Origin of the sequence: Caballeronia telluris, assembly GCF_001544495.1 — a bacterium.
Classification (GTDB): domain Bacteria; phylum Pseudomonadota; class Gammaproteobacteria; order Burkholderiales; family Burkholderiaceae; genus Caballeronia; species Caballeronia telluris.
Genome location: NZ_FCNZ02000068.1, coordinates 1 through 9,532, shown reverse-complemented (window position 1 = coordinate 9,532; position 9,532 = coordinate 1). Strand labels below are relative to the sequence as shown.

The 9,532-nt window shown below is 63.1% G+C and carries 6 protein-coding genes and 2 pseudogenes; 1 reads left to right on the top strand and 7 read right to left on the bottom strand.

Going from position 1 to position 9,532, the window contains the following annotated elements:
- Positions 1-39: 39 nt before the first annotated feature.
- From AWB66_RS31480 to AWB66_RS31455, 6 genes and pseudogenes are all read right to left on the bottom strand, one after another.
- Positions 40-571, bottom strand: a pseudogene (locus AWB66_RS31480) (IS6 family transposase); the annotation flags it as partial.
- Positions 572-1,354: 783 nt separating this feature from the next.
- Positions 1,355-2,305, bottom strand: coding sequence for an NAD(P)-dependent oxidoreductase (locus AWB66_RS31475; protein ID WP_200819122.1), 951 nt, complete (start codon positions 2,303-2,305; stop codon positions 1,355-1,357).
- Positions 2,302-3,537 carry an alpha-hydroxy acid oxidase gene (locus tag AWB66_RS31470; protein ID WP_087633909.1) on the bottom strand — a complete coding sequence of 412 codons (1,236 nt, stop codon included), beginning with the start codon at positions 3,535-3,537 and terminating at the stop codon, positions 2,302-2,304. The genes AWB66_RS31475 and AWB66_RS31470 overlap by 4 nt, the downstream gene beginning before the upstream one ends.
- Before the next feature lie 13 nt (positions 3,538-3,550).
- The gene (locus AWB66_RS31465; protein ID WP_087633908.1) at positions 3,551-4,846 is read right to left on the bottom strand and encodes an MFS transporter; all 1,296 of its coding nucleotides are present in this window, start codon (positions 4,844-4,846) and stop codon (positions 3,551-3,553) included.
- A 67-nt stretch (positions 4,847-4,913) separates the two neighbouring features.
- On the bottom strand, positions 4,914-5,843 hold the full coding sequence (locus AWB66_RS31460; protein ID WP_087633907.1) for a dihydrodipicolinate synthase family protein: 930 nt from the start codon (positions 5,841-5,843) through the stop codon (positions 4,914-4,916).
- A gap of 48 nt (positions 5,844-5,891) precedes the next feature.
- A complete protein-coding gene (locus AWB66_RS31455) occupies positions 5,892-7,466 on the bottom strand; it encodes a UxaA family hydrolase (protein ID WP_087633906.1) in 1,575 nt (524 codons plus the stop codon).
- A gap of 155 nt (positions 7,467-7,621) precedes the next feature.
- Between AWB66_RS31455 and AWB66_RS31450 the strand changes: the two genes are divergently transcribed.
- Positions 7,622-8,515 (top strand): LysR family transcriptional regulator, encoded by an 894-nt coding sequence (locus tag AWB66_RS31450; protein ID WP_407642355.1) that lies wholly within the window; start codon positions 7,622-7,624, stop codon positions 8,513-8,515.
- A gap of 890 nt (positions 8,516-9,405) precedes the next feature.
- Here the strand turns inward: AWB66_RS31450 and AWB66_RS33365 are convergent.
- A pseudogene (locus tag AWB66_RS33365) lies at positions 9,406-9,532 on the bottom strand (IS30 family transposase); the annotation flags it as partial.

Genomic DNA, 9,532 nt, shown 5'->3' with positions numbered 1-9,532 from the left:
AGATGAATGGAGTCATGCCGGATTATAAGGGTGGCCGAGGACGAGCCGACGCAAATGTCCCGGCGACTGCGTAGATGTATTGCGCCGCAGTTCCAGACCGCTCGCAGTCTTCATTTCGCGCACCGCGCGATGAGATGCCGCATAGCCATCCAGCGTGATCGTTTTCGGAGCAAGCCCTTGACTCTTGATTGCCTTCGCGAAAAAGGCTTCGGCTGCAGCGACGTCACGACTGGCGCTGAGCCAGAAATCGACCGTTTTCCCCGCTCGATCAACCGCGCGGTAGAGGTACGCCCATCTGCCACGGATCTTCACGTACGTCTCATCGACCCGCCAGGACTGACCCGCTGCCCACGGCAAAGCGATTCCAACGCTTGACGAATTCGGGCGTGAAGCGCTTGACCCAGCGCATGATCGTTGTGTGTGCGAGCGACAGGCCGCGTTCGGCCATCATTTCGACGAGGTCTCGAAGGCTGAGCTTGTAACGCAGACACCATCGAACGCACAGGACGATGACCTCACGGTCGAAGTGGCGACCGTGGAACAACCAATCGATGTCTCGGCGCGTACTCATGGCGGCTTCGAGTTGAAAGACTCGAGGATACCACCCTGTCCGCGCCCGAATTGCACCAGAACCCAACGGCTTGCCGGTGTTATGAATTGGGATGAACGGACTTTTGATTCGCACCATGCGTCGTTCCACGCTTTCTTCCGGGAGGCCGTAAGACGTTACGGCCGGTATTGATACATACACGCCGTATTCGCACGCTTGCGCCACGTACCACGCGCGGCTTATATCGCGTTTGCAGAACGAAGCGGCGAAGCCGAATTTGGCGTCAATTGCATGCGCGCAATTTCTCATCGCGGATTTGAAAAAATCGGTCGCGACGTCCGTCACGAAGCCAGCCACGCACAACCGAGTCCCTTTACGGCTCGTTGGATGACCGCTATGGCCGTGAGCAGCCCCGTCAATCGCGCGGCCGCTTAAGGGGCGGAAGCGCCTTCTGAGCGTCCGAGCGGCGCGTCGGACGAATGTCGGTTCATGGCAGTAACCGGCGGTTGGCCGACCGTCCCCCATGACGTGCCTGCACCTACTTTCGATCCGCTCGCCTGGATACGAGAAAGGTTCGGAGCCGCCCGCGCCCGGGTAGCAGCGAGCGCGATTGCACGGCTCGAATGGCTCCCCAGCTGACGCTCAAGCGGGATAGACAGCAAGTCCCTGTTTTGACGGGAAGTTATTTTGGGCCGCAAGGCTAAGCCTTACTGGGCTTGACTGCCTCCAACCCGGTTTAGGCATCAAGATCAAGGTTACCCCTAAACGAACGGCCATTCTCGCCCCTGCCGCCGTGCAGACTCACTACCTCGTGACCTCCGCATCCTCGCCGCGCGACGACGGCAGGCCGTTGAGTTCGCGCAACACGTCGAAGATATGCGGCACGTACTTGTCGCCGTGTCCGAGATTAGTCGCGAGCACGTAAAGCTGACGCACCGCTTCGGCGATCACCGCTGTCGACGACTGCGACGACGCAAGCTGTGAGTATGAGCGCATGTCCTTCGCGGCGTTGCGGATGGCGAACTGCTGGCCGCTGTCGTCGCCTCCGAGCAGATACGGAATGATGCGGTCGAACGTCTTGCTGTGCGCGCCGCTCAGCCGGCACACCGCCGCAAATTCCTGCAGATCGAGGCCTGCTTTCGCCGCCGTGCCGAATGCTTCCGCGAGAATCGCGCCATTGGCCTGCGCGATGAAGTTGTGAATCAGTTTCGCGCGATAACCCGCGCCATGCCCGCCCAGATGATGCACCGTCTCCGCATACGCGGCCATCAGCGGGCGCACGCGGTCGAGCACATCGGCGTCGCCTCCCGCTAGCACGTTCAGGCGCCCTTCGCGCGCTTCCTTCGGCGTGCGGTTCACGGGCGCATCCAGAAACTTCGCGCCCTTCTCCGCGAACGCGGCCGCGGCTTCGTTCGCGAAGTCGGGATCGGCCGTGGTGCAATCGATGATGATCAAACCGGCATGCGCGCCCGCGAGCAGGCCATCGTCACGGAAGACGACATCGCGTGCCTGCGGCGTGCCGGTCACGCAGATCAGCACGACATCGGCACTGCGCGCGAGTTGGGCCGCGCTATCGGCTTCGGCTGCGCCTTGCGCGATGAGTGTGTCGATCGTCGCGCGGCTGCGGTGCGCGAGCGCGGACAAAGCAAAACCCTTCTGGAGCACCTGAGCGGCGATCGCGCTGCCCATTAGTCCCAAACCCACCATGGCGACGCGTTCGATACGCGCCGCCTGCGTCTTCCCATCCATGTTCATTGCCACTCCGTTTCGAGCGCCGCTTCGCCTGCGGTCGCAGTTGCGCGACGCAACTCGCGCAACATCCATTGCACATACTGTCGATCCAGCGCGCCGATGCTGCTGCAGCCCAGCAGCCCGACGACGCGATCGACCTCAGTCATCAGAATCTCGATAGCGCGATCCGCGCCCGCGCGCCCGCCCGCGGCCAGCCCGTAGGTGGTCGCGCGGCCGACGAGCACCGCGTCCGCGCCGAGCGCCATCGCCTTGACGATATCGCCGCCGCGACGGAAGCCGCCGTCGAGCATCACCGCGAGGCGTCCCTTCACCGCATCGACCACGTCGGGCAGCACGTCCATTGCCGAGACGGAGCTGTCGAGCTGACGGCCGCCGTGATTCGACAGCACGATGCCGTCCGCGCCGAGCGATACAGCGCGCGCCGCGTCGTCCGGATGCATCAGCCCCTTGATGATGAGCAGTCCCGGCCAGCGGTCGCGCAGCCAGCGAATGTCTTCCCATGAAAGCGACGGATCCAGTTCTTTTGCCAGCGCCGACGCCGCGCCGCGCACGCTGTCCTGTCCCGGCGGCAGGAGATCGCCGAGATTGGCGAAGCGCGGCATGCCGTGCGGCCACAGCACGTCCATCATCCAGCGCGGATGCGCGAGCACGTCGAGCGTATTGCGCAAGTCGAGCTTGAGCGGCCGCGCGTAGTTGCGCAGGTCCCATTCGCGCTTGCCGTAGATCGCGCTGTCGGTCGTGACGACGAGCGCTTCCACGCCCGCGTTCTGCGCGCGCTGCGCCAGCGTCGCGACGAAATCGCGCGTGCGGTACATGTAGACCTGCATCCACACGCGGCCGCCCGCGCGCTCGATCACGCGTTCGAGCGACGTAGTGGACGCATTGCTCAGGATGAACGGAATGCCGGCCGCCGCCGCCGCGCTCGCCAGCGCAATATCGCCTTCGTGCGCAAGCAGTCCGCTAAAACCTGTCGGGCCGATCATGAAGGGCGCCGCGCTCCGGCGCCCGAACAGCGTGATGCCGATATCTCGCTTCGAGACATCGACGAGCGAGCGCGGCTTGAACGCGATCTCCGAAAACACTTCGCGGTTGCGCCGCAAGCTGGCTTCCTCTTCGGAACCGCCTTCCACATATTCGAAGCAGAAGTTCGGCACGCGCCGCGCCGCCATCGCACGCAATTCCTCGATGCTGTGCGCGCGGCGCGGATCGCGGCCCGTATAAAGACGACGCTGCACTTTTCGTAGCTCCTCAGACCGGCAGTTTCTTCTGATAGTCGATGACGAGCGCGGCGAGCATCTGGACCGCGGCGACGGCGACGAAGAACATCAGCGCGAGGAAGTACGAGCCGGTCGTCTGCACGATATAGCCGATGAAGATCGGCACGAAGATTCCCGCGATATTGCCGACGAAGTTCATGATGCCGTTGAGCGTGCCGGCGCGCGCGCGCGTGGCGAGCATCGCGGGCGTCGCCCAGTTGCAGCCGCCGCACCAGCGCAGGAAGAACAGCGAGACGCACAGCAGGCTAACCACCGCGATCGGATCGCGCACATAAGCCACGCCGAGCATCGACAGTGCAACGGCAAACGCGCCGATGATCTGCATGCTGCGATACACGAGATTGGAGCCCGCGCCCGCCGCCTTCCATTTGTCCGCGATCGACCCGGCGATCACTTCGCCGACGAAGCCCGCGAAGAAGATCAGGAACGTTGCGCCGCCGAGCGACTTCAGGTCGAAGCCGTGAACCTTGTAGAGATACGTCGGCAGCCAGGTCATCAGGCCGAAGAAGATCAGGTTCGTGCAGGTATGCGTCGCGCACATGCCCCACACCGAACGGAACGCGAAGAAGCGCAACAGCGAGCCGCCCGCCGCGACCTTCGGATCGCGTGCGTCTTCTTCCGCGTGCGCCCGCTCGATGAAGTCGATTTCAGCCTGGCTGATCGACGGATGCTCGCGCGGCGTATTACGGATGTACCACCACGCCCAGATGCCGCAGAGAATCGTGCCGACGCCCGCGACGACGAACGCCGCGCGCCAAGAGCCGAGCCACGTCATCAGCGCGGCGACGACGATCGCGCCCACGCCCGAACCGAGCGCGCTGCCCGCATCGACGATGGATGCGCCGCGCGTCTTCTCGTTCTGCGTGAGCCACAGTGCGTTGAGCTTGCCGCCGCCCGGGTAGATCGGCGCTTCGGTGATGCCCAGGCCCAGACGCGTCAGCAGCAGCGCGAACCACCCGGTGCACATTGCGCCGAGCGCCTGAAACGCGCCCCAGCCGATGGTCGCCACCGCGATCAGCGCGCGCGGCTTCAAGCGGTCGGCGAGCATGCCCGAGGGCACCTGCATGAAGAGATACGTCCAGAAGAACGAACTGAGGATCAGGCCCTGCCGCTCCGGCGTGAGATTGAATTCCTGCGAGATGGCGGGCATCGCGACGGACAGCGCCGCGCGGTCGATATAGTTGATCGAAACGAGTAGCAGCAAAAGAAGAAAGATCTTCCATCGTACGCTGGTGATTTTGGCGCCTTGCACCGCGGACACGTCCATGTCCTGTCTCCTGTTCGTTTTCTTAAGTTGAGCGGGCGGATTGCCCGCATGTCACGGCAAAGGGTGCTCAGCGACTCCAGCGCAGCACGAGCGGATCGAGACGCCGCGCCACTTCGAGCAGTCCTTCGCGGATCTTCGGATGCACCGGCGCGAGCGGATGACGCACGGCATCCGAACGGACGACGCCGCCTTCCTTCATCAGGATCTTGCAGGCTGCCAGCCCGCATTGACGATTTTCGTAATTGATGAGCGGCAGCCATTGCTGATAGAGCAAAGCCGCTTCTTCGCGATCGCCGCGCATGTACGCATCGACAATCTTGCGGATGCCGTCCGGGTAGCCGCCGCCGGTCATCGAGCCGGTCGCTCCTGCGTCGAGATCGGGCATCAGCGTGATGGCTTCCTCGCCGTCCCACGGACCGACGACGCTGTCACCGCCCAGTTCGATCAGTTCGCGCAGCTTGGCTGCGGCCTGCGCCGTCTCGATCTTGAAGTACGAGACATTCGCGATTTCACGCGCCATGCGCGCGAGGAACGATGCGGAGAGCGGCGTGCCCGCGACGGGCGCGTCCTGAATCATGATCGGGATACGGATGGCGTCGGAAACCTTCGCGAAGAAATCGTAGCCGCCCTTTTCCGTCACGCGGATGGTCGCGCCGTGATACGGCGGCATGACCATGACCATCGCGGCGCCCGCGGATTCAGCGGCGCGGCTGCGGCGCGCGCAGACTTCGCTGCTGAAGTGCGTCGTCGTGACGATGACGGGCACGCGGCCCGCAACGTGCTCCATCACCACGCGGATGACAGCGTCGCGCTCGTCGTCGGCCAAGGCGAACTGCTCGGAGAAGTTCGCGAGAATGCACAGGCCGTTCGAACCCGCATCGATCATGAAGTCGATGCAACGTTTCTGGCCTTCGAGGTCGAGTTTGCCTTCGTCGTCGAAAATCGTCGGGACGACCGGGAATACGCCGCGATAGCGGCCATCGTTTCGTGTGCTCATGCTTGCTAGAATGGGAAGAGGATCGTTTGAATTCGGGCGATTGAACGTTCAGGTGATCGCGCCGATTTGCCAGGGCACGAATTCGTTTTGCCCGTAGCCGTGAATTTCGCTGCGCGTGCGCTTGCCGGATGCGGCGTCCAGCATGAGCTGGAACAGCTCGGCGCCCATCTGTTCGATGCTCTTTTCGCAGCTCAGAATAGGACCGCAGTTCAGGTCGATGTCTTCCTGCTGGCGGTTCCACAGCGCATCGTTGGTGGCGATCTTGAGCGAAGGCGTCGGCGCGCAGCCGTACGCGGAGCCGCGTCCGGTCGTGAAGCAGATCAGGTTCGCGCCGCCTGCCACCTGGCCGGTCGCGGAGATCGGATCGTAGCCGGGCGTGTCCATGAAGACGAGGCCCTTCGCATCGACACGCTCGGCGTACTCGTACACTTCGACGAGATTCGAATTGCCCGCTTTCGCGATGCCGCCAAGCGACTTTTCGAGCACGGTGGTGAGACCGCCCGCCTTGTTGCCCGCCGACGGATTGTTGTTCATCGCGGCGCGGTTGCGCGCGCAATAGTCTTCCCACCAGTGAATGCGCGCGACGAGCTTTTCGCCCACTTCGCGGCTCACCGCGCGGCGCGTCAGCAAGTGTTCGGCGCCGTAGATTTCCGGCGTTTCCGAGAGAATCGCGGTGCCGCCGTTCGCCACCAGAAGATCGACCGCCGCGCCGAGCGCCGGGTTGCCCGAAATGCCGGAGTAGCCATCCGAACCGCCGCATTGCAGGCCGACGACGAGATGCGAAGCCGGCACCGGCTGACGCTCGACGCGATTCGCCGCCGCGAGCATGCCTTCGACGATTTCGATGCCGTGCGCGATGGTCTTCGCCGTGCCGCCCGTCTCCTGAATGTTGAAGGTCCGGAGCGACGGTGCTTCGGTGAGTCCTTGCGTTTCGAGCATCCGCGCGATCTGATTCGTCTCGCAGCCGAGGCCGATCACGAGCACGCCCGCGAAGTTCGGATGCACCGCGTAGCCGCCGAGCGTGCGCTGCAGAAGCGCGAGGCCTTCGCCTTCCGGATCGACCGCGCAGCCGACGCCATGCGTAAGCGCCACGACGCCATCCACGTTCGGATAAGCCGCGAGGCTTTCGGGATGCGTGTCGCGGCGGAAATGATCGGCGATGGCGCGCGCGACCGTCGCGGAGCAGTTCACCGAGGTCAGGATGCCGATGTAGTTGCGCGTCGCGATGCGGCCGTCGGCGCGCACGATGCCGTCGAAGGTCGCGGGCGTATCGGCACGAGGCGTCGGGCGCGCATCGGCGCAGAACGCGTAGTCGCGGTCGAACTCGCCCATCGCGAGGTTATGAATGTGAACGTGCTCGCCCGGCTCGATCGCGCGGCTCGCAAAGCCGATGATCTGGCCATAGCGCTTGACCGGCTGATCTTGCGCGATAGCGCGCGTCGCTACCTTGTGGCCCGGCGGAATCAGTCCGGAGACGGCGATGTTTTCTTCCGGCAGGCGCGTGCCGCCGATGAGCTGTTCGCGCGCTATGACTACATCGTCATCACGGTGCAGGCGAACGACGAGAGGACGCGAGCTGGCCGCGGCGTTCTCGCCGCTGGAATGCGCTTGAGTGATTTGCATGATGATGGACCCTCTGACGGGCCTCAGGGTGATTGTCTCCGGGCGCCAAATATACGGGGACGTTTCCCCGCATGTATATTGAAATATTTCCATCCCCCGATTCCTTTTTCTACTTGCCGATGAAGACCGTCCAAACGCTGCTGTCGAGATTGCGGATGAAGCAACTGCAACTGCTGATCGCGCTCGACGAGCACAAGTCACTGCACAAGGCGGCCGTCGTACTCTCGATCACGCAGTCCGCCGCGAGCAAGGCGCTGCACGAGCTCGAAACGATGCTCGACGCCGCGCTCTTCGAACGGTCGGCGAGCGGCATGATTCCGAATCAGTTCGGACGGCGGGTCATCGAATATGCGCGGCTTCTGACGACGGACCTCACGCAGCTCTGTCACGACATCACGGATATCAAGGCGGGGCGCGGCGGACGGCTCGCCATCGGCGCGATCATGGGAGCGATTCCCGCGCACGTGGTGCCGGCGCTCGACGCGCTGCATGCGGAATTGCCCGACGTCACTATCGAGATCGTCGAAGACACGAGCGCCCGCATGCTGACGCAGCTCGACGAAGGGCGCCTCGATCTCGTCATCGGCCGCTCGGCGGTCAGCGCGCATCCCGACCGGTATCGCTACGTGAAGCTCGCGGAGGAGCCTTTGTCGGTGGTCGTTGGGTATCGCGATGCGGCGAGATCGCACAGGAAGATCCGCATGCGCGACCTCGCGCATTGCCGCTGGGTCACGTATCCGGCCAAGATGCCGCTGCGCGAATTGCTTGAGCGCGAACTGGATCTCGCGGGCATCGACATGCCCGTGAACACCGTATCGACGGCTTCGACCTTCGTCACGGTCGCGCTGCTCAATCAGGGCCGCGATCTGGTTTCGCTGCTGCCGACGGATATCGCCGAGATGTTCGCGCGGCACAAGATGCTGCGCATTCTGCCGGTGGAGATGCGATCGCCGTCGCAGACGTTTGGCGTCGTCACGCGGCTCGGCAGCGTGCTCTCGCCGATGGCGGAAAGACTCATCGAATTGCTGAAGAATGGCGCGGGAAAGTGACTCAGCGACTTGTATTATTCAGGAAGAGGCGCAGCATTTCGGCGCTCGCGTTCGGGCCGTGCGCGTCAATACGACTTCCGCGTGCATCGCCGCCCGCCCACGCATGCGCCGCGACATGCACCATCCACAAGTCAGTTCGCGATTTATCCGCCACCGATCGACCTGCCGCATTTCGAATCCACTATTCACTGGCATGAACTTTATGCAGCAGACGATGGGAACAATGGTTCCGCCAACTCCTCGTGGACGTCCTGAGGCGATGACTGGTGGAAATCGCTGTATTCCCCCGTTTCGGGGCGTAGACGATCCTTATCGCGCACTCTGCCGCGAATTCAGTCGCCGATCGGGAACGAGCCAAGGAGGCTGGATTTGACGCGTTTGTGCGAAACCGACAGATGCCAAGCGACTGAGTTCGCTCCTGCGATACTTTACACGCTTGGTTCCTGCGAGTTCATCGTAATGAAGACGGCGTTGACGGCACCTCTTGCCCAATTCCATTGCCCTTTCGTCAGTCGCGCTCACACTATCGAGCCCCGAGTTCTACCGAATCCACCGCCATAACTCGACGGCCGCGAACGGAAGTAATCCGGCCGTTCCAGCGACAGGAATCCGTATTCGCCGAACGTCGCGTTTTGGCCGATTGGGTGAGATCGCCAACGGCCGCTTACTGGCATTCCAGTCCGCAAACTTGATATTGGCTGACTGACCGGTTTGGAGAAAGTTGTCTGACCGGAGTGGGTCGGGCAGCGTCAGCCCGCTCTTCAGTTTCATCGCCGGAATGCGGCCAGTGGAATCTCGCGGCCCGGGAGCGGACAGTCGTCAGCGCGTACTTCCGACCCGTGCCGTCGTTCAAGTCGATGCGAGGGCTACGACTTTTCTTGGCGGCGGATTCAACCGGTGGATGCAACGGTTTGGTGAAATCGCTCGGCCGGTGTGTCGAAGTTTAGTGTTTTCCGGGGACGTTCGTTGAGCCGCCTGGCTACGACATTAAGTCTGGCCTGTGAATAGACGGAGAGA